Source organism: Rhizobium leguminosarum, from assembly GCF_010668065.1.
Lineage (GTDB): Bacteria > Pseudomonadota > Alphaproteobacteria > Rhizobiales > Rhizobiaceae > Rhizobium > Rhizobium leguminosarum_S.
In genome coordinates this window covers 277621-296908 of sequence record NZ_WUEN01000002.1, presented here as the reverse complement: position 1 = coordinate 296908, position 19288 = coordinate 277621, and the positions used below count along the sequence as shown (strand labels likewise).

16 protein-coding genes are annotated in these 19288 nt (G+C 57.9%); 6 read left to right on the top strand and 10 right to left on the bottom strand.

The genetic code is table 11. From position 1 onward, the window contains the following. Positions 1-11: 11 nt before the first annotated feature. Positions 12-524: a hypothetical protein gene (locus GR198_RS05930; protein ID WP_164067883.1), complete on the bottom strand. Its 513-nt coding sequence runs from the start codon at positions 522-524 to the stop codon at positions 12-14. 823 nt (positions 525-1347) lie between these two features. Between GR198_RS05930 and GR198_RS05925 the strand changes: the two genes are divergently transcribed. Continuing rightward, on the top strand, positions 1348-1659 hold the full coding sequence (locus GR198_RS05925; RefSeq protein ID WP_164067881.1) for a PIN domain-containing protein: 312 nt from the start codon (positions 1348-1350) through the stop codon (positions 1657-1659). A 370-nt stretch (positions 1660-2029) separates the two neighbouring features. On the opposite strand, the gene GR198_RS05920 is transcribed toward GR198_RS05925, so the two are convergent. Then, positions 2030-2710 (bottom strand): type II toxin-antitoxin system VapC family toxin, encoded by a 681-nt coding sequence (locus tag GR198_RS05920; protein ID WP_164067879.1) that lies wholly within the window; start codon positions 2708-2710, stop codon positions 2030-2032. Positions 2711-2951: 241 nt separating this feature from the next. Here GR198_RS05920 and GR198_RS05910 point away from each other — a divergent pair, with 241 nt between their 5' ends. Beyond that, a complete protein-coding gene (locus tag GR198_RS05910) occupies positions 2952-3521 on the top strand; it encodes a hypothetical protein (RefSeq protein ID WP_164067875.1) in 570 nt (189 codons plus the stop codon). Between the two features lie 81 nt (positions 3522-3602). Here the strand turns inward: GR198_RS05910 and GR198_RS05905 are convergent, their stop codons facing one another. From GR198_RS05905 to GR198_RS05895, 3 genes are all read right to left on the bottom strand, one after another. Beyond that, on the bottom strand, positions 3603-4427 hold the full coding sequence (locus GR198_RS05905; protein ID WP_164067873.1) for an AraC family transcriptional regulator: 825 nt from the start codon (positions 4425-4427) through the stop codon (positions 3603-3605). A gap of 103 nt (positions 4428-4530) precedes the next feature. Further along, complete coding sequence (locus GR198_RS05900) at positions 4531-4845, bottom strand: hypothetical protein (protein ID WP_164067871.1); 315 nt, start codon at positions 4843-4845, stop codon at positions 4531-4533. A 53-nt stretch (positions 4846-4898) separates the two neighbouring features. Further along, positions 4899-5099 carry a hypothetical protein gene (locus GR198_RS05895; protein ID WP_164067869.1) on the bottom strand — a complete coding sequence of 67 codons (201 nt, stop codon included), beginning with the start codon at positions 5097-5099 and terminating at the stop codon, positions 4899-4901. Positions 5100-5233: 134 nt separating this feature from the next. On the opposite strand from GR198_RS05895, the gene ligD reads away from it, so the two are divergent. The 3 genes from ligD (at position 5234) to GR198_RS05880 (ending at position 11094) form a co-directional block, all read left to right on the top strand. After that, on the top strand, positions 5234-6274 hold the full coding sequence (ligD, locus tag GR198_RS05890; RefSeq protein ID WP_164067867.1) for a non-homologous end-joining DNA ligase: 1041 nt from the start codon (positions 5234-5236) through the stop codon (positions 6272-6274). Between the two features lie 176 nt (positions 6275-6450). Continuing rightward, a complete protein-coding gene (locus GR198_RS05885; protein ID WP_164067865.1) occupies positions 6451-6657 on the top strand; it encodes a hypothetical protein in 207 nt (68 codons plus the stop codon). Between the two features lie 786 nt (positions 6658-7443). Beyond that, positions 7444-11094 (top strand): SIR2 family protein, encoded by a 3651-nt coding sequence (locus tag GR198_RS05880; protein WP_164067863.1) that lies wholly within the window; start codon positions 7444-7446, stop codon positions 11092-11094. A gap of 128 nt (positions 11095-11222) precedes the next feature. On the opposite strand, the gene GR198_RS05875 is transcribed toward GR198_RS05880, so the two are convergent. From GR198_RS05875 to GR198_RS05855, 5 genes are all read right to left on the bottom strand, one after another. Further along, entirely contained in the window at positions 11223-11975 is a 753-nt protein-coding gene (locus GR198_RS05875) for a DUF3238 domain-containing protein (protein WP_164067861.1), read from the bottom strand. Between the two features lie 29 nt (positions 11976-12004). Next, entirely contained in the window at positions 12005-12277 is a 273-nt protein-coding gene (locus GR198_RS05870) for a hypothetical protein (protein WP_164067859.1), read from the bottom strand. Between the two features lie 414 nt (positions 12278-12691). After that, positions 12692-12955 (bottom strand): hypothetical protein, encoded by a 264-nt coding sequence (locus GR198_RS05865; protein ID WP_164067857.1) that lies wholly within the window; start codon positions 12953-12955, stop codon positions 12692-12694. 453 nt (positions 12956-13408) lie between these two features. Then, complete coding sequence (locus tag GR198_RS05860; RefSeq protein ID WP_164067855.1) at positions 13409-15445, bottom strand: DNA cytosine methyltransferase; 2037 nt, start codon at positions 15443-15445, stop codon at positions 13409-13411. Between the two features lie 294 nt (positions 15446-15739). Beyond that, entirely contained in the window at positions 15740-16384 is a 645-nt protein-coding gene (locus GR198_RS05855; protein WP_164067853.1) for a hypothetical protein, read from the bottom strand. Positions 16385-16999: 615 nt separating this feature from the next. Here GR198_RS05855 and GR198_RS05850 point away from each other — a divergent pair. After that, positions 17000-18865: a hypothetical protein gene (locus GR198_RS05850; RefSeq protein ID WP_164067851.1), complete on the top strand. Its 1866-nt coding sequence runs from the start codon at positions 17000-17002 to the stop codon at positions 18863-18865. Positions 18866-19288: the final 423 nt, after the last annotated feature.

Genomic DNA, 19288 nt, shown 5'->3' with positions numbered 1-19288 from the left:
AGGGCCGCGCGTTACGAGCGCGGCTTGAACTGGAAGGGCACCTTGACGTCGCCCGTGGCGTTCGGGATCGTCCAAATCATGTCGAAGAAGTGGACCCGGTCGGCTTCCTGCACCTCGGGTTCATCGACGACGGCGTGGTGGCGCGGCGCCGAAGCGCCGAAATAGGAGAGGGTGTCGGAAATAGACGGACCGCCGGTCTTGCGGCCGGAACGAGCCTTCTTCACCAGGCGGCGGGGCAAGTCTTCGATGCGCTTGCGCATAGTGGAATACGAACATGCTCGCATCGGCTCGCGATCGGCCAGCCGGGCGTCCGCCATGATGAGGACGTGCAACATCGCCAACAGCAGACGGATGCTCGGACGGTCCTTGTTCAGGTAGCTGAGTGCCACGATGCACTGCAGGAGCGTTTCCTCCTCGCTGAAGTGGCGGCTGTGCTGGCGATGAAACCAGGCGCGCAGTTCGTTGCGCAGGCGGATGTCTGTAATGTTGTTGAACTCAAGACGCACGTTTGCCTTCTGCGACACGACGCAGTTCTCCTTGTTGGAAATGTTGGGGATGCTTTTTGCGCTAGAGCGCGGACGCGCCCCGTTGATCGCAGTCTCCTGATGCGATGAGTGCGTCACGGATCTTGCGTTCGAGGGCGACGATCTGCTGCTTGTCGAGGAAGTACGCCATGCCAAACTCCATCCATCCAGCGGGTTCCGGCGGCGTCGACACGCGACTAGCACGACCGCGAACCCAAGGTTCACGCAACTCCGATGGCGTTCGACGGCTGCGCTGGGACGACGGAAGGACTTCCGTCGTGGCTAGCGGGCAGCCGGGAACGCTACGAAGCGTTGTTGGTGGTGGAGGGCATTGAGAACCTTGATCGTCATGTCTGCTTCCTCGAATACAAAAACAAATTTCGAAGGAGTGCCGGGGCGCCAATCTGGCCGCGGCGAGATACCACGGCGCGTTAAGACGCTTGCCGGCAACCTTGTTGGCTGTGTGGTACCCAGGAGTGCATGACTTCCATCTCGTTGCTCACAGTGCCCCTATGGCACCGTGGGATATAAAAAGCGCAGATCTCGGGAATTTCGTCAAGCGCGCGGTGAGAATTTTTTTTCATGATTTAGGCGATCGCCTCCACGTGTGCGCATAGAGTTAACGAAAAGGAGGAAATGAATCCTTCAAGTGGTTAATTTTGAGGAAAGGATTCGAATGTGGCGTTCGGCTGTTGTCAACATTTAGACGGCCGGCTCCTGGCTAAGCGGATCTTTTGTCCCGATATGATACGAGTCCGTTCTTCATGCGTTTCAACCGGTGTCCGGCACTGTAAGAATTCCAATACCTGTTCCGGAGAGCTTAATGACCTTGAGAGTAACTTTCGACACCAACGTGCTCGATTATGCGTGTCGGCCAGAGCGCTACCCGAAAGACCCGCGGGACATCGGGAAAATAAAGAGGGCGCTCGAAAACGGTGATATCGAAGGGTTCTACTCTGTGACAATGTTGACGATCGAGGGCGTGATGAACCGAGATCGAGCAAACGTTTTCGGAGATACGCGGATTGATATCGCCGAGGAGAGCGTAGCCCCCATCGATCCTATGAAGATTCCGCAGGATGTCAGAGAACGTTTCGGCGACGCGGCGAGTGGGAAGAGGTCCGGGTCGAGATGAGGGCGTCTCAGCCAGGCCGGCAGCCGGTCCATCCTGAAGTCAGGAGACGCGTGCAGGCGGCAAAGGCGCTTGGCATCAAGGTTCTCAAGGACCCTCCTCGCATAGGCGCCTACGAGCTTACCGATCCCGACGGTGACTGGTACCTGGACAACGGTGCAGGGCCCGAGCGATCCGCCTGGACAACTCGGATCCATGAAGTTGTACGAGCGATCGAGGCCGGTGATGACGTGAATGCTTGGAAATGGCGGAAGACGTGCGCGTGCGGTATGGTCGAGATCCAAACTCCGAGCATCACCGAATCCTTTGTCGTCGGGATGCTTGACGCACACGGAGCTACTCGAACTATCGCAAACTATCGCAAGCGAAGGCTTTATCGTCTGTATTCGATCGGACCGATCGTTGAGTGCCAGTCTCGCTCGTCCGGTTCGATGTTTTCGCCGAGATACCAGCCGTCAGGTGGGTCGACGTGCCACTTGCCGCTGACCGGAGAGTAGAGGCCTGGAAGGGGAAACTTTCGATGTATTCGCAGAAAGTCATGCACATCGGTGGAAGCTATCGGCAGCCCATGAACGATGGCGGTGGCCGCGATTTCCGGGTCGCACCCGAACATCATCTTAGGTTTTCGGGACTGACTGATCCAAAAAGAGCTCAACTCAGTGTCCATCGTCATCTTTGCAAGAAGCCGTCTGACAGACACGTCGACCGGTGGCAGCCAGATATCCGTCGCCAGCAACTGATCCAGCCAGTCGTTGTAAAGCTGCTCGCGGAGCGGATCACGTCTCCCAATATTGCAGGCGCCGCGCTGGAGTTCGAAGATCGCGGCATGGGGGACGGCGAGTGCCCCCGCCGGAACCTGTCTAAAAAAGAAGACGAGGTCGTCGTTCAGCTTCTCGTCGGTCTTACGCGCTTCCGTCAGCACGCTGGTATCCAAAAGAATAAAGTTCGTTGCCACTCCGCGAAGCCCCTCTCGCGGTTGTCCGGGAATATTGGATTCGACGCCCGGTATGGTTACCAAACCGTTACGGACAGGATATAAAGATTCGATGAGCAAGAGCCCCTCAATGAGCCGGACCAACCGATGGCTGCTTCCTACGCTGGCAGAGGATTTCCGACGAATCCTCGAGGCCGCAAAGGAAGATGGTCCTCAGCTTGTTGCAGACGAAGAAGGTGTATTCACCGTGACCTATGAGAGACGCCGGCCGGTGGGCAGCGCGCGTGAGTTCCTCACTCGCGGCGGTCCGGATGACGAATAAATTCGCCAGCGGGCAATCTGAGGAATTCACCGCAACGCCATGAACGACGACCAGCAGGCCGATATGTTCACTGCGACAAGCGACCTCGGCTTCATGAGGTTTCTGCTCGCCGACCTGCATGACGATCTTTCCGAAAAAATCGCGAGATTTCGACAGCTCGCTGATTTGTCCCTGTCACTTGGTGCGGGCGGTACGATGTTGTCCGGCGGTCAGACGACCTATCGGGCATGGCAGGAGGCCAGATCAAGTTTCGTTCATGGCAATTTCATCGCGACCGTCATGCTTTGCCAAGGACTAGCGGAGCATCTGCTGGCCTCGTTCCTGGCGATGGGGGAGTCTCTACCGCCGAAGATCAGCTTCTACGAGACGCTGAATAGATCGCTCGCGGCCGGCGTGATATCCGAAGCCGACGTGAGCGATCTGAAAAAGCTGATGCAGCTTCGCAATCCTTTGTCCCATTTTAGAGGCATCGACGACGCATCGAACTTGACAAGACGTATGCTGAACAGCGGCGTGATGGAAGAGGATCACTTGAAGGGCGATGCGAGCTTTGCTCTGTCGATGGCCGTTCGGCTTCTTTCGCTCCCGTCATTCCGGCTTGGCGGCTAGCAGGTGCCCGCATGGATGGTCAGCACGCGGCCCCGTTCGAACTCAAGGCTTCTCATACAGCGATGCGGTCAGCCCCATCGTCTAAGATCTGCGGGTGGGCCGGTCGGCTGGATTCTCGGCGTCCGGCCGTCTTGGCTTTTCGAAGTCTTTCAAATATCGCGCAGGCGGCGTGCCCATTATCCGCGTGAACATGGTCGTGAAACTGCTGGCGGTTCCGAATCCGAGGCTGATTGCCGTCTGCGTGATGGATTCCCCCCGCACAAGATGATCGACGGCTTTCACGACGCGTAGATGCTCACGCCAGCGTCCAAAAGTCATGCCGGTCTCGGAAACGAAGAGCCTCGACAACGTCCTTGCACTGCTCATCGCGACCCCCGAAAGGTCTTCGAGGGTTTCGTCGATTGATGGATTTGCGAGCAGCCTGTTGATGACGCGAACGAGGCGGGGGTCGCGCCCCTGTGGAACGAACAAACCGACGTCGTGTCTTGGTTTCGTTGCTTCGATTACGATCAACTTAGCCATCAGATCGCCTTTCTCATCGCCTTCGCCGTGTGGAGGGGAGAGAGCTTCACAAGCTAGCGCGTGTAGAAAGCTAGATACCGCCAGCGCGTGACAGTGTGCCGGAAACGATTTCGAGAGTTCGGGACTGAAGAGTATCTTGATGTGGACGGAAGCTTTGGCATAGCAGGCGGTATGTTCGACACCTGGCGGAACCCAGATGCCGCGCCCCGGAGGCGCCAGCCACCAACCCCGTTTGTCGGACAAGCTCAACGTTCCCGATATCACCAGGCTGAGTTGCCCGGCTGCGTGCGCATGGAGAGGGATGTCTGCCCCGGCCCCATGTTCCACCAGGGTCGCTTCGAGAGCTCCCTGGCCGAGATCTGGTAGATTGGCAGCGACAAGCAATGTTTTGTCCATTTCACGAAAGATGCAGGCGTTTCTTTCGCCTATAAGACGTTGATCGTAATCATTTGCGGCGCATTGGTCAGCGCCGGCTTGTCGGTATCGCTCATTTTTCCTCCTGGAGCTGCCAGCCCGCTTTCGGGACCGGCCAACCCTTTTTGGCCGCGCGAAAATCAGCCTCAGCTTCGGCTTTCTTCCGTGCTTCCATGATGCCCGTTGCCCAGACAGTAATGCGCATGCGGCCGGCTTTGAACACGAAGCGCCGTTCGGTCGTTTGCTTGCCTGCCGTGTATCCTGCGCGAAAGCAAGCGCGCGCGGCCGACAGACTGACGCTCTCGCGGAAAGGCTGCGGCTGCGACCACCACCAGTCCCTGAGAGCCGTTTCGAACGGCACGGTGCTTGGTTGGGAACGGTCAAGCATGAGCTTCGCGTCCGATAATAAGTCTAGTCAGGATATTTTCGGCACTTGGCATGTCAGTCTCGATCGTAGCTCGGCCGCCATCCGCGGGTCATGCCTCGGCTCATGGCACCCTCTGCCAGCGTCAATTGCCGGCGGAGGTGGCGGATGTCCTCCAGCAAGGTGTCTATTGCTGCGCCGGTATCGCCCCTATGATAGGCGATTACCTTTGCACGCTCGTCATCTTCCACGGCGTCGCCGACGGGCTGCTCTCGCATATCCGTCCTCCATAACATCAGTTTTCAGATTGGCGGCCGCAGCGCCGATGTTCTTATTATGTTCGCATGTGGATGCGAGTCAATAATCAATCTGGGTCAATTGCTTTTTGAGGCATTGCTGATGGGATGGAGGCATGACAAAGCCGCCGAAACCCAAACCGCTCCTGCGGGATGCTGATAAGCCGGTTCGATCCCGGCCGCGCAAGCCGCGTGATCCCGCACAGCCGAACCTTCCCCTCGATCCTATGCCAAATCGCATTGAGCCGTGTCTTGCGCTTCTGAAAGCAAGACCGCCGAAGGGCGACGACTGGGTTTATGAAATTAAATGGGATGGCTATCGTCTGTCGGTTCATGTCGAGCCGACCGGGATTCGCATTCTGACGCGCGGGGGCCACGACTGGACAGATCGATTCCCGGCGATCAAACAGGCGGCATTGTGGCTTCCTGTTGGCACGGCAATCCTCGACGGCGAGGCGGTGGTTTTCGACCAGCAGGGCCGGTCGGATTTCGGCCTGCTGCAACAATCGCTGGGCGGGCGGGGCGGCAAGAGCTCAAGCGACGCCATCTTCATGGCTTTTGATCTGCTTTATTTCGACGGCCACGACCTCAGAAACTCCGAGCTCGACATGCGCCGGCATCTGCTTGAGGATCTGGTGCCTGCCGGCGAGCAGGGCGATATCCGGCTCTCGGAGGAGATCGAGGCCGACGGTGATCAATTGCTGGCGAGCGCCTGCGAACATGGCTTGGAAGGCATAATCGCCAAGCGCCGGAACGCGCCCTATCGCAGCGGTCGCCTGGGCGACTGGCTGAAGATAAAGTGCACACAGAGCGACGGCTTCGCGATCGTCGGATATGAGAAATCATCAGCGTCGTTTGGTGGCATCGGCCGACTGCTGCTCGCGGCGCGCAAAGGAGATGAGTTCGTCTACGTCGGCGGAGTAGGAACCGGCTTTAATGAGCGATCCGCAGCCGAGCTCCGGGAGCAGATGGACAAGCTGATCATCAGCAAGCCCGCCGTTGACACGGGGAGGAAGCGAAACGCGGTCTTCATCGATTCCAAACTTGTTGCCGAGATCGAGTATCGGGCATGGACGCATGACGGGAAGTTGCGGCATGCGTCTTACAAGGGCCTGCGCGACGCGGCTGATGTGGCTGCTGTTTATGAGCTGGCGTAATCGCTCAGGCTGGCTTTGAAGCCCCTACACTCATCCAGTACCGTGGAGATTATAGAGGCTGCTCGCCGCCTCATCTGAAATCGGCAGCCTCATCGGAACTGTGCGAGGCCTTTAAGGATTACCTCCTCCGTGCTTGCCAGTACAAGAAGGCACCGGCGCTGAGCTATGAGGACGACATGACAGAAGGCGATGCACTCCGCGAAGAGATCTATCGGCTTGCCGCGGCGGCCGAGGCCGACCCGGAAGCAACGTCGAATTTGAAGTCGCTGGCCGTCCAGCTCTGGGCCAACTTCGACCAATTCACGATCGAGGACCTGGAGGACATACTGAGGGACGAATGGAGGACCCGCGGCCTACCGTTCAACAACAACGCGGATATTTAGTCATCGTGGCACCGCAGTCGTTCGTCGCCAGCGGACGCGAGCGATAATGTATTATCATTCGACGATCCCCCTGGCTGAGGGAGCCTATACCTCGCGGGACGGCACGCCCACGCACGGTCGATGCCCCGATGGCTAGCTTTAGGCCCTGGCAGTTTCCTTGGACACCTCCAAAGCTTGAATGAATGATATTATTGAAGGAGCAAAGAAGTAGCCGCCGCCAAAGCTTAGGGTCTAGGTGTCGCACAGGCAACTGCCACCAGAACGCTTTCGATCCACGAAATGGTTCGATCAGTCCATTTTGTGGACTACCATACTGACATGGCAACTCGCGCGGACACCCTGAGGAGCCATACGAGGAACTCGTTGGATGACTAAAGCAAATGCCAGCTTTTAAATTCCGAAGCTTTGCATGGTTGCTTTTCTTCTGCGCGATCATTCACGGCGAATAGGCGTAATTACGTTCAACTCATCCGAGTGGACCAGCCTATTCACAACGCCGGCAACGTCATCTGCCTCGCTCCATAGCACCTTGCGATGCTTTGGCCTAGCGAAGGGCAACTAGCCGGCCCCCCAGAACTGTCGTTGTCCCCGCATATGTATCGGCCGCTGCGGTCTTAATGTCGAACCTGAAAGCGGTCGTTCATTCATTTGGCGACGACCATCGATCGGAACGACCAGTCAGCACTGCCTAAACCAAAGTCATAACGTATTGTCGCTTTCATCTGTCGGCGCTGCTAGATGGGGCTGCCGGATCGCTCTTGAGCTGGCCTGCTTAAGGACCTGCACTTGGCTTTGCGCTTCTCCGATGATGGCCCAGAATTTCCCTCGACGCTTATCGACGCGCTTATGGCCGGCGAAGTCGTGTTCCTCTGCGGCACGGGCGTCAGCGCGCCCCTGCTTCCCGACTTCAAGTCGCTAGTTGACCGTACCTATCAGCGACTTGGTGTGGAGATGGATATCTCCGAGAGGCGCTCATATAACGGACAACGTTTCGAAGAAGTGCTCGGCGCCCTTGGCCGTCGGCTCGCTGATCCCGACGCAATGGTGCGGACAGCCTCCGAGCTCCTCGCGGTACCCGCCGATCCGCGACTGGACCAGCATCGCACCGTGCTGCGGCTCTCGCGTGATCTCAACAATCGCGTCCTCACCGTCACTACCAATTTCGACACACTGCTTGAACGCGCATTGGCACAGCCGGCGGCTGAAGTCCGTCCGCAGAGCTTCGCAGGCCAGTCTCTCCCCGCGCCTGGCGGCGCGGGCTTCGCCGGCATCATTCATATCCATGGACGCCTGGTCGACCCGGCACTCGACCTCGATGGGACGCCCTTGGTCCTGACCAGTGCTGACTATGGCGACGCCTATATGCGCTCAGGCTGGGCCTCGCGATTCCTCTTCGATCTCGCGCGCTGCAAGACCATTGTCCTCATTTGCTACAGCGCGAATGATGCGCCAGTCCGTTACTTCCTTAATGTCCTCGAGGCCGATCGCGCGCGGTTTCCGGACCTGCGACAAGTCTATGCGTTCGACGCCTTTGAGCATGACCCGGTCGAAGCCGAAGCGGGCTGGGGCACACTGGCGGTCACGCCGCTCGTCTACTGCAAGTTCAATCCAGCAACCGGCGTCCCTGATCATTCGCCTCTCTGGGGCGATCTCCACCAGCTTGCCGACATCATCGAGCGTCCTAAACGATCGCGCGAGGCGCGGGCACGGCAGATACTGATCGGCGACCCCGGTGCGCTCACCGACCAGCAACTGCGCGAACTCTCCTGGCTGTTCACAGATCGCCGCGATCTCTGGCCGGCTGCGCTGGATGCCATCGACGATCCCCGCTGGTTTCGCGTTCTTCAGGACAACAAGCTTTGGTCGGCGCAGGACGCGGCGTGGGTGATCCCGGCTTGGATCGCGCAAAACTTCCAGGATCGTATGCGGTTCAACACTGCCATCGAATGGCATGCGACCCTCGGCCGCGACTTCCTTTCGCGGATCGACCAGCGGCTGCGGCAAGGCGCGCCCAAGTCGGCGTTCTGGCTCAAGGCCTGGCGCATCCTGCTAACCGCTGGCTCGGGCGAGCGGGCCGGGCCAGCAGACTTCGACGAGAACGCCCATGCGCTCAGGCAGAAGCTCGCATCCGGCCTAATCCTCGATGGGGAGCTCGCGCAGGCCGTGGCGCTGTTGGCACCGGTGCTGGTCGCCCGCAAGCCTTGGCGTGCCGATCTGGATGGCGAGGACGATGGGGCCGCTGCCGTAGCTCAAACAGCCGAGCAAGAAACTGCCGAACTGCGCCTTTCGAGCCTCGCCTCGCTCGATCTCCATGTGGCTGACGAATTTGGTGCGACCGAGGTCATCGCGGCGCTCGACGCGCTCGACGGTTATTCGGTGCGCATCCTTGAGCTGGGTAGCGAAGCGCTGCGCTCCTCGCTCCAGCAGTCTGTTGACCTCGGGATGATCGTCGAGGATTACGACGCGAGCGACTATAGCGTACCCTCGGTCGAGGATCACGGCCAGAACGAGTACCACAATGGCGTGCTCTTCCTTGTGCGCGCGATCGTCAATGCCTTTACCAAAGCCGTTGCTGTCGATCGCGACCGGACACGCGCGCAGGCGGCCCAGTGGCGGACATGGCCGGGCCGCATGGGCAGGAGGCTGCTGCTTCACGCCGCACGCGAGGCCGCTGCCTTCTCATCGGACGAAGGGCTTCAACTGCTGCTCGACGTCGAGGACGCCCACTTCTGGATCATTCGGCGGGAGGTCGCGCTGCTGCTGCGCGATCGGGCCGCGGATGCCACGCCCGCGCTGCTAGACGCGGTCGAAGCACGTATCCGGACAAGCGGCGATGCCTATTATGCGCGCTATTTCCTGGAGGAGGGACAGGTCGATTGGCGCGAGCACGCCCGCGACAGCGAAGTCTGGCTGCGCCTGAAGATGCTCGATGCTGCCGGGGTTCTGTCACATGCGGGTCTCGCTGAGCTCGAGGCGATCGTCGCGCGGCGGCCCTATCTGGACCGCGGTGTTGAGGACCAGGACTTCTTCGGATCTTACAGCTATGGCGTGCGGACCATCGTGGGCGACAGCGCCCCGATCGTCGAGGCGGATCCCCACGACCGTCTAAAGGTCGCCACGGCGCTCAGACTGAGCCCTGATATCGACCGGCAAATGGGCTGGCGCAGCTATTGCCGTTCAGACCCCAGAGGCGCGTTCGAGACGCTCTCCGCAGCCGAGATATCCGAGCCCAACATTGCCTTGTGGGACGATTTGCTGGCGGCCCTGGCGTTCCGGAACGACGAAAAGGAAGTGCCGTTGCGCGACGAGCTCGCTGTCGCCGCTTTCGCGCATCTGGAGGCGCTCGGGGCTGAGGCCATCAAGACGATCGCGACGAGCCTCGTCGACGTGCTGATGTTCGGACCACGAAGGCTCATCGCCAATCTTGAAGACTGGTGCGATCGCCTCTGGCCGGCGGTTCGCCTCGCGGATCATGAGATCGACTTCGAGAAGAGCCTCTACCAGACCGCGATCAACCGCGCCACCGGCCGGCTCGCCCAGGTCCTGCTTCAGGAACTCGACTATTCGCGCAAGTCCGGGGGACCGGACGAGGCGCGGCAGTTGGTTAGGCTCGCCCTCGTTGCGGGCGACGACAGCCAAGCGGGGATTGTCGGACGCGCGGTGCTCGTCCATGACCTTGCGTTTCTGTTGCTGGTCGATGCGCCGCTGGTCGAGGAACATCTCCTCCCGCATCTGAGGCTGGATACGGACGAGGCGCGCGGACTGCGCTCGGTGCTCGTCTCGCATAGCAACATCACGCCCGAGGTCACCAAAGTGGCGCACGAGGCCATCCTGCGCGGCGTGGTGGAGACTCGGGCCGACTCCGGTTTCGCCATGCAGATTGCTTCCGGCATCCTGCGCCCCGCGCTCGCCTCGTTGCGCGGGGACGATCCCGGCCGCTGGGGTATCAGCGAGGCCGATGTCGGTCGCGCGCTGCGAGAGGCGCCGCTCAAGATCCGCTCCGGCGCGCTCGATGTTCTGGTGCGCTGGATGCACAATGACGAGGGCGGCGCTGAAGCGGCCTGGGAGGTGATGGTGGTCCCCTTTTTCGATCGGGTTTGGCCGAAGGAGCGTCGCTTCGTGGACGATGCGCTGAACAGCGACCTGATGGCGCTCGCGGTCGGGTCTGGTACGCACTTTCCTGATGCGCTGGCGAAGCTGCGGCCATATTTCAGGCCATATACTCGCGATCGAGCCAGCGTGCTTCCGATCAAGCAAAGCAAGGCGCCCGAGTCGCATCCGCACGAAGTGCTCGATCTGCTCTGGCTGGTCTTCGGTCCCACCGGCGGCAGCAGCTACGACATGGGCGAAATTCTGGATCGCCTCTCGAAGGCGAGCCCCGCGATCGAGGTCGATCGCCGCTATCAGTCGCTTGAACAGCGCACCATCCGTTACTAAACGCTGCCAGCGATGGCGGAATTTCTAAATCGAACGCCCAAGCGCTCCAGCTCGCAGGAAACATCCAGATGCGGTCGCCGCCAAAATATTGCGGGGGTGCGGCCCCACCTCACAGCACAGCAGCGTCGTCATCTCAACGAGATTTCACCGCTGAAGTTGCGACTGTTTACTCCAAGATATAGATCAAAAAGGCTTAGGGCAGTCGATTCATGAGTAGGTGGAGCTTGCAACAGCACTTTCGTCGGACCGCCGGAGACCTGATAGTAGCCTTCGAATGCAGGAAAATTGTCCATACTTCCGGTTATCGTCACCTTTCGGGCTAAAAATTGGTATCGGACGGTGAAAGAAAAATCGACTGAAGGAGCAGGAACAAGCGTGTAGAATGGATCTGAGGCTGATGCCTTCACGAAAAAGACGCTGTCGAACCCGTCATTTCTAACAGATCCAATACTCATCGCGCCGGTACCCGCTTGCCTGGTCGCTGCGATTGCTTCCCCGGTTTTGCAGTCGATGTTCTGCGTGACTCCAGTTCTGTTCATAGGACGACCATCGAAACTCTCCACCGTCATCTCGCGCCCCCTGATTTTCAGCGAGAATTCAACGGTGGTTCTCGCGGAGGCCGTTGGCGATGGATCAAAACCGCGCTCATCTGTTGAGAAGCAGGTTCCATCCAAGCTGGGGTAAACAGGCCAAGTTTTCGGTGCCTTGATGACGTGGGTGCCTTTCTCGGTAACCGTGATAAACAGAGAAAGATCGGGATGTGTGCTTGGAATGAAGGAGCGGAACCAGATGTGCACATCCGTATCCAAATCAGCCGCTGCAGCCTGAGAGGCTACGGCAAACAGCACTGGCGCAAAGAGGAATGCTACATTCGTGCGCATACACCCGGTCCAATCCGGCGAATAGCCGCTTATTCTGAAGTATCAGGGGTGCTCGGCTCGAAGATGACCGTCGTGTCATCTGGGGAAACAACGTCTGGCGTCTCTGGAAAGATGATTTCGGTCTGCGGTCCATCTGGCATCTGGCTTGTCAGGGCCTCACCTGGTGCGCTGAAGGCAGCGCCGGTATCCGGATTGATTGTCAGAACCTCGACCTCATTGCCCGATGGTGCTGGATCAACTTCTTGTGCGAAAACCGGCATACCAAAAGCAACACATATGCCGATGATTCCATATCGTAGCATGTGAGTTCTCCTACAAGGATAAGTTTGATAGAGGCGTCATACCATGCAATCACTGGCTGTTAAACTTGCCCAATCGGGCTACGCCATTTCTCAGGCCGCAGCCGCGTTTAGCAGAACGACGCTTAGATTTGCGAGGATTCCCAACACGACATATTCCGTCGCGCGATAGAACCGACATCGCCATGAAGGTCTATCGGCGGTAGGGAACCTCAAACGCCGCATGGTTCGCAAGGCACAGGGTCAAGGCCGCAGCGGGGCTCGCGTAACCCGGCCACATATAAACATACGCGAACCGTAGGTGAGTACCGTCGAGACTCAACCGAGCCCGGACATAGCGATCAGCGACGAGCCGCAAGGGATCAATTTGGTCACTCTTTTGGTGCGCTGGTTCAGTTCCAGACGCCGCGCCAAATCTTAAGCAACCGAATCACCGGTCAGTGCTTTTTCAAGCTCACCCTTGTTCAACAGGGCTGACCCGCCGAGCTGGCCGTCCTTAAAGAACCCATCTGGAAAATGGATGTGGTTTGTCGTCGAGACCACCGGATGTCCTCCCAAAAAGTCGGTCCGCTCTTCGACGGTGATATCATAGGTACCGGGGGGTAGAGGTTCTCGTCGGACACTCGGAAGCTTGAATAAATGTCGAAATGTTACCTGTTTCGAATATCGCTTAATGCTCATGTTCTGCATCCAGATATGAAAATTCAAGCTTTAGTTACTAAGGAAATCAAAGTTCCGAAAGCTAGAAAATATCGGTCGGGATTTTTGTCGGTTTTGCAAAATTATGCGGAAATCGCTTTCAAAAATTCGGGAGAGCGTTCGAACGATTATTCTTCTGCGAGCGTACCGCAAGACGCCAAGCGGCGTCGACACGACGATGGAAATCAGACATCCACTAAGACTACCGTCAACATTTCTGTCGAACAGAAGAGTGAAATTCGAACAGTCGTGAAGAAAATCCGTGTCGAGCCAGTGGAATAAGTGAGTCTCGCGGTCGAAGTCGGAACGGAGATCCCGATGGGGACCTAAAGGCCACCGCTTGCGTCGTTTGTGCGTCGCTCCACAACAAAACCTTTGCGCGGGGGAAATCTGCTTGAGGAAGCTTGCGGACCACTATCCTACGCGTTGCCGAGTTCATCCAACATTGCTTGGTTCGGTCGCGCCCTCCGTAGGAATTCGGCCCCTTTGCGCTGAGGCGCAAGTACTGATAGTACGGCTCTGCGCCTGCAGGGGCCGGTACATAGGCGGTGGTTCAACGACAGTTCTGCGGGTTCCTGATCGTTGCCCATCGCTTGGCCAAAGCATTGCTTCAGTGTCGAATTCGACCCACTCGAGCGCCTCGTAAATTGCAAGCCCAACGGCCATAGCGAGGCGGGGCGCGACAGCATTTCCGATCTGCCGCGCGACGGACTGCTTGCTGCCCACGAACTGGTAGGAGTCGTCAAAGTCCTGAAGGCGGGCTCGCATGCGGATGGTCAAGCCGGGAACGAATCCTTTACGAGCCTGGGCAATCGTATCCGTCGGCGCGTGGTCCGGGATGCCGGCGGGCGTCAGGCCGTTTTTAGCCCATCGCAACCCTTCCTTTTCACGCGTAGCACCCTTGTAGCCCGTCAATGTCGACGCCTGTGCACCTTGGACGATTGTTCCGTCCTGAAGTTCGAAATTGACCGACCGGCAATATTCGGCCCAGTCGTCGACCTCGCTCCAGCGGTTGGCGGCCATCAGGTCGTAGAGGACGTCACCGACGTTTGCACGGCGGTTGGGAAACGCCGGAGGCATCTTGAAGTGGTTTCTGGTCTTGCCCCGAAAACCTATGAAAAGAATGCGTGGCCTATTTTGAGCTATCCCGTAGTCTTGTGTGTTTACCTCGATGATCTGGATTTCGTACCCAGCATCGGCCAGTTCGGCAAGAAACGCGGCGATCTGGTCAGCGTGCTTGCCGAACAGTGCTCCGCGAACATTTTCAAAGAGGAAAGCTGTAGGATTGATCTCGCGAACCGCCCGAGCGCCTTCCAGAAGCAGGTCGCGGGCGTCGTGTTTTCCATTGCCGTCGCCTTCCTCCGAGTACGGCTGGCAGGGAAGACCTCCACAAAGCAGGTCCACCTTCCCCGCGTACTGGGTAAAATCTATCGTTCTCATGTCCTGTTCGGCAACCGGCCAATGCGGGCGGTTCAACCGCATCGTCGCCGCTGCGTCAGGGTTTAGCTCGACAAGTCCGACGTGATCGAAGCCTGCTGCTTCGAGACCGAGCGCCATCCCACCGGCCCCCGCGCACAGCTCCAAGGTCGTGAGGCGCTTCTTCGGAAGACACTTGAGACCAACTTTTTTATCGGGCGGCGTTACCATCGCGAAGAACTTCCGGCTTCCAACGAAGTTGCCAAGATTGTTCAGGTAGCGAGTGCTTTGCGCTTTTAGCCTCTCAGCACAATCGAACAATTTCTTATTCGGACCGTCTCCGGGCGCCGCGAGTGACGTCAGCAACGAGTGAGTCATGGCGGCGCTCTGCGCCGCCGGCTTAAGGTTCCGCCAGGCGGCTTCGCCCGGACGAGCATGGTCTGTCCCGAAGGCGGCTTCGAAGACCGGCAAAAGCTTTTGGGCGTCGCCGGCGATCTCACCCATCGCTTTTGATTGAGCAAGCTTGGCGGGTGCACTCCTGGAAAGATCGTAGATCTTTTCAAGGAGAACCGCAGTCCCCGCCTTGAACTCTCGTATCGAATTGTCGGCGCGCCGTCTCGCTTGCTTGGTGAGTGCTTTCTCGCGACGCTTCAGAGCCGATTCCACCGGCGACAGTTTACGCTCGGCCACGTCGTTTCGTATGGCTCGGAGATCCGACAGTTCGAAACGCGCGCCGGATGCCATCTTTGCAAGCGATAGGTTTCGTGCGGTCTGGTTTGTCGAAACGAGTCCTCTTATCACGGACCATGACGCGTTGCTCTTCCGAAGGACGCCTTCATATCCCTTGAGCGTCTTCGAAAACTTGGAGAGGGTGGAGATCTCACCGGTGGTTAGTCCGCAGCGGGAAACTAGAAACTCGCGAGCATCGGGGCGCGCGACCTGACGCTCTAGGATCTCGATCTGCGCCGCGAGTTCGATGATCTTGTTAGTCATCGTCTCCCGGATTTTCGCGATCCTTGTCCGGGTCTCGCTCAAAACTGCTGCGGTATTATTCATTTCACCAGCGTCCAAATGTACCATGTCGGCACACTGTTAAAGCTGCACCAATTTCCCGAGCGGAAATTCATTCCCTAAAATGCAATCAAAGCTCCGAAAATATCAGCGGCGCGAAGCCATCAGGGAGGCGTCACTTGACGTCATGCGCCGGGTGTCTCGAGAAAAGGTGATGGCAACATGCGTCCGACAGCAGTTTCCAACCCAAGACTGAGTTCGATCTCCCAGGACCAGAGATGAGATGCCGCAGGAGGTCGATGCGCGGCCGTAAACGTAAGGATATCGCGGTGCTCGGCCTTAACCCTGACCGTCCGCCTTTTTTAGCTCAGGTTTCGGCGCGAATAGACGGTTCGCCAGCCATCGTGATACCAGCGGCGCGACTTTGACTTTCCGGTCGTCAAGCGCCCAGAACACGGCATCCCGTATATCGAGGAGCGATTGATCGACGTCGATGCCATAGAAATCAATGTCAATATCGGTGCCGAAATACGATCGAAGTTCTTCCTTCGTGTCAGCGTTCATCAGAATGCCAGAAACTACAATCGCTTCGGCCGAACGTGTGTTCAGCACACGGGAAATCATCGCAATCATCTCCTCGGCGGTAGCGATGATTGTCTGACAGAACAGGAGAGTTGGGGCCGCCGATTTTGAGCGCTCCATACATTCGTTGGGTATGCTGAACGCGGGACGTCCATCAGGACGAAGGTATTCCATCTGGTGAGTCCACAAGCAGGCGACGCCGGCGAGGGAAGTGCCAAGACTCTTCGCGATCGGGACAGCGACTTCGCGAAAGTCACCACCGTTTCCTACAACATAGACTGGACCGACTATTCTGCCTGCGCGCGAGATGTGGGAGCCGATCAGTGTAGAAACTGCTTCCTCGACATTTCTTCTATCGTAAAGTCCATGAAGGAGGGTATCTACAGCATCGCTAGCGGTCATCAAGTTCGTCACCCCCTTGAAACATCGCCGACTTTGCCATGAACTCCATGACCGACGCCGGAGGAGCACAGGATGATCTCCCTCAAATTGGATTCTGTGTCATCGAGCGACACGCTGATCCCAATTTCTGATCCACTTAGTCGGAGTCTTTCGCCATCGGCCGAATAGGTCAAATCGTCGGCGCCTGCATGGTTTGCACTCGGATGTCTCTCGCTAAGGGTGCTGACGACTTGGACGCCCGAGTGCGTGGTCGTGGCGATGGTGGCAGTTTCGAACACGAATGGCGAAGCTCACCGATGATCGCCGTGAGAGATGCCACCGTCACTGAATTCGAATGAGGTCGCCAGCCGGAACCAGAAGTTCCGTTCCGTGAAATAAAACAGAATCGATCTTACAATCTAGGCGATAGTAATGTATAACTATTCAGTTCTAGTCCGTAGTCCACTGTATGCATCAATAATTGCACAATATGCGGATTTATTCTTACTAGAGTTTTTAATTCCCTGAAGGATTCACTGCCTGCCGATATTTACTCGGAAGGCAGACCAATTCGTATGCTCGATCGATGTTGAGCGCAGTGATCCAACGAACTTAGTATTTGGGGAGACAACGGAAATGAAAGCCAGAATTATTTCATGCCTGGTGTTCTTTGCATCACTTATGCTGTCTGCATCTCCAACGAATGCGCAGTATCTTCAAGTTATCTCTATCGATCCAAATCTCGGGCCAATATGCACGGGACCGGTCGGTCCTGGACCTTGTCCCGCAGTTCGGGACTGGATGGCTAACCACGGAATGCTGGGGAACGCTGGGTCCCCGCCGCCGTCTCAATCCATTCCACCACTGATCCAGATCGCAAATGACCCCAATCTGGGACCTATCTGCGCAGGGCCGTTGGGACCAGGCCCATGCGGGGCCGTCGCTCGTTATATCCTGCAACGATATGGTCAACTGCCGTCGATCCAGCGGCAACCCATGCCGGAGGTTTCTCAGATTGGCGACGATCCGAACGTGGGTCCGATTTGCATGGGGCCACTTGGGCCTGGGCCCTGCGGCGCGGTCCGCGCTTATCTCGCGCGGCTGGCGGCGCCATCGCCATCGGTTGTGGGCGACTTCGGTGACGTCACGGTCGCCGCCAGCGATGTGCCTGGCGTCGAAGCGATGTGTAGCGGTCCAACGGGCCAACAGCCTTGCTCGCTGCTGCAGCAGTCGGTGGTCGATTCCGGTCGTCCTCCCTCGATCGGAATGCTCCCCAACGCACAAGACCTGCCGCTCGAAGATCTCGCAAAACAATGCGCTCAACGAGCCGGCCTCGATGTCGTGAACTTCGCATCGTGCACAGGTCGGGAAATGATCCTTACGGAGCGGCAGAAGGAAATCGTGGACTGCGCGAGTACTTCCGATGACAAAGTTGCGTTCGGCTCGTGCGCGGCAAAATCGATGGGCTTCAGCCTGAATGACCGCCAGCAGAAGCTACTGGATTGCGCACACGAGAATTCAGCCGACATGGACGATTTCCAGAGCTGCGCTGGGACCGCCGTCCTTGGCTCGCGTGCTTCGGGTACCCTGAAGTGTTACAAGGACGCCAACGGCGACGGCGAAGCTTTTGCAGCATGCGCTGGAGGAAAGCTCCTTGGGGATGCGCTTACATCCGACCAGAAGGAGGCGATAGCCTGCGTCGCCAGGTCTTCCGACGCATCGGATCTCGCGCTGTGCGCCGTCGATCAGTCTGGCCTCTCTGACGACGAACAGGCTGTCGTGAAGTGTGCAGTTCAATCGGAAGGCACCGCATCTGATTTCATGGGCTGCGCCGGTACCGATGTCGTTGAAAAGTACATCGGACGCGATGCTTCCGCGGTCCTTAGGTGCGGCGTCGATTCCGGCGATGCGGAGGACTTCGCCACCTGTGCCGCAACGGACATTCTTGGACGAAATGCTACCCCCGAGCAGAAGGTCGCGCTGAAGTGTGCTGCGGAATCTGGAGGGGACATAGAGCAGATGGGCGTCTGCGCGGGCGCGAACATGCTCAATATGAAGCTCGATTTAAATCCCGAACAGCAGATTGCTGTTCAATGCCTCGTGTCCAGCGGCGGCCAGCCTTATGCCGCCGCAGGGTGCATGGCAACGAGGCTGACCGCAAGGGAATTAACGAAATGTTTCACCGATGGCGTCGGTGGTCGCGGCTGCTTCGGAGATAGCAACGATCTGGTTGGAAAGAACGGCTGGGTCGCTCAACGGCTGAAAGACCTCGCCGGGGGACCGAACTCCGTCATAAACAATCCAGACCAGATTTGGGGCGGGAACAATTCCTTCGTGCGCAACCCCGGTCAGATCTGGGGCGGCGACAACTCCTTTGTAAGGAATCCGGGCCAGATCTGGGGCGGGCCGAACTCCGTGTTCAACAACCCAGGTCAGCTTGCGCCCCAACCGATTCAGATCGGCAAGATCGGAAACACCCGGATATGTCTTCCATGGTGTTAATCCAAGCTTGTTTCAGTCGAAGTAGTGGTGCTGGAGTTAACATCCGATTGCGGGCGCCGCCCATATCGATCTACTCCGCCGATGCATCCTTGGCGGCTACCCGTGGTTCGAATTCCCTGACCGGACGGTCACCCATTTGTAGTAGGAATTTCACCCCTTTAGCTATAGTAAATTGATTTTATACAATCTAAAGTAATGTCCTCATCTTAGGGGAGGGACATGCGTATGAAATCTCTCACGACGCTAGCTTGCGCAACTCTATCCATGGCGCTGTCCACCAGCCCCGCCGTATCTGCCGATACCGACTACGTGGTTGTATCTGCGAAAGTAAACCCAGTAGAGCACCCAAAAGGGCCCGGAGACCTTCTCGGGGAGTGCGCACGGAACGATGCTTGCTCGGCGGTGGCCAAGGCCGGCGCCGCG

Bases quoted from the DNA above. Each gene is read 5' to 3' on its own strand.
- GR198_RS05860 (WP_164067855.1), bottom strand. From the start codon at position 15,445: ATGAATAATACCGCAGCAGTTTTGAGCGAGACCCGGACAAGGATCGCG.
- GR198_RS05865 (WP_164067857.1), bottom strand. From the start codon at position 12,955: ATGAGCATTAAGCGATATTCGAAACAGGTAACATTTCGACATTTATTC.
- GR198_RS05855 (WP_164067853.1), bottom strand. From the start codon at position 16,384: ATGACCGCTAGCGATGCTGTAGATACCCTCCTTCATGGACTTTACGAT.
- GR198_RS05925 (WP_164067881.1), top strand. From the start codon at position 1,348: ATGACCTTGAGAGTAACTTTCGACACCAACGTGCTCGATTATGCGTGT.
- ligD (WP_164067867.1), top strand. From the start codon at position 5,234: ATGACAAAGCCGCCGAAACCCAAACCGCTCCTGCGGGATGCTGATAAG.
- GR198_RS05900 (WP_164067871.1), bottom strand. From the start codon at position 4,845: ATGCTTGACCGTTCCCAACCAAGCACCGTGCCGTTCGAAACGGCTCTC.
- GR198_RS05910 (WP_164067875.1), top strand. From the start codon at position 2,952: ATGAACGACGACCAGCAGGCCGATATGTTCACTGCGACAAGCGACCTC.
- GR198_RS05850 (WP_164067851.1), top strand. From the start codon at position 17,000: ATGAAAGCCAGAATTATTTCATGCCTGGTGTTCTTTGCATCACTTATG.
- GR198_RS05885 (WP_164067865.1), top strand. From the start codon at position 6,451: ATGACAGAAGGCGATGCACTCCGCGAAGAGATCTATCGGCTTGCCGCG.
- GR198_RS05870 (WP_164067859.1), bottom strand. From the start codon at position 12,277: ATGCTACGATATGGAATCATCGGCATATGTGTTGCTTTTGGTATGCCG.
- GR198_RS05895 (WP_164067869.1), bottom strand. From the start codon at position 5,099: ATGCGAGAGCAGCCCGTCGGCGACGCCGTGGAAGATGACGAGCGTGCA.
- GR198_RS05875 (WP_164067861.1), bottom strand. From the start codon at position 11,975: ATGCGCACGAATGTAGCATTCCTCTTTGCGCCAGTGCTGTTTGCCGTA.